The 379-nt window shown below is 68.3% G+C and carries 1 protein-coding gene; it reads left to right on the forward strand.

Features of this window, described 5'->3' with window-relative positions; genetic code table 11:
• Positions 1-192 precede the first annotated feature (192 nt).
• The coding region (locus JHD69_RS20780) for a hypothetical protein (protein WP_199142203.1) at positions 193-379 on the forward strand (187 nt) is incomplete at its 3' end.

Genomic DNA, 379 nt, shown 5'->3' on the forward strand with positions numbered 1-379 from the left:
CCCCCCCCCCCCCCCCCCCCCCCCCCCCCCCCCCCCCCCCCCCCCCCCCCCCCCCCTTCACCAGCACAAGACGGCATACGCGATCATGAGTACTGTCTCGTGGGCTCGGAGATGTGTATAAGAGACAGTGTTGATATTAGAAAGTAACTTGAAGACCTAACCTGTAAGCGGCCGATAAAAAAGCCAACCGCGATGACAAACTGCAAGCCAACCAACAAGTTTCTTAATGTTTTGCCTTTGTGGCTATGTGGGGGGGGGGGGGGGGGGGGTGACGCTGCCGACGAACCACGACATGGGGTGGGAGGGGGGGGGGGGGGGGGGGTGGGGGGGGGGGGGGGGGGGGGGGGGGGGGGGGGGGGGGGGGGGGGGGGGGGGGGGG

This window comes from Pedobacter sp. ASV12, assembly GCF_016429155.1.
GTDB lineage: Bacteria > Bacteroidota > Bacteroidia > Sphingobacteriales > Sphingobacteriaceae > Pedobacter.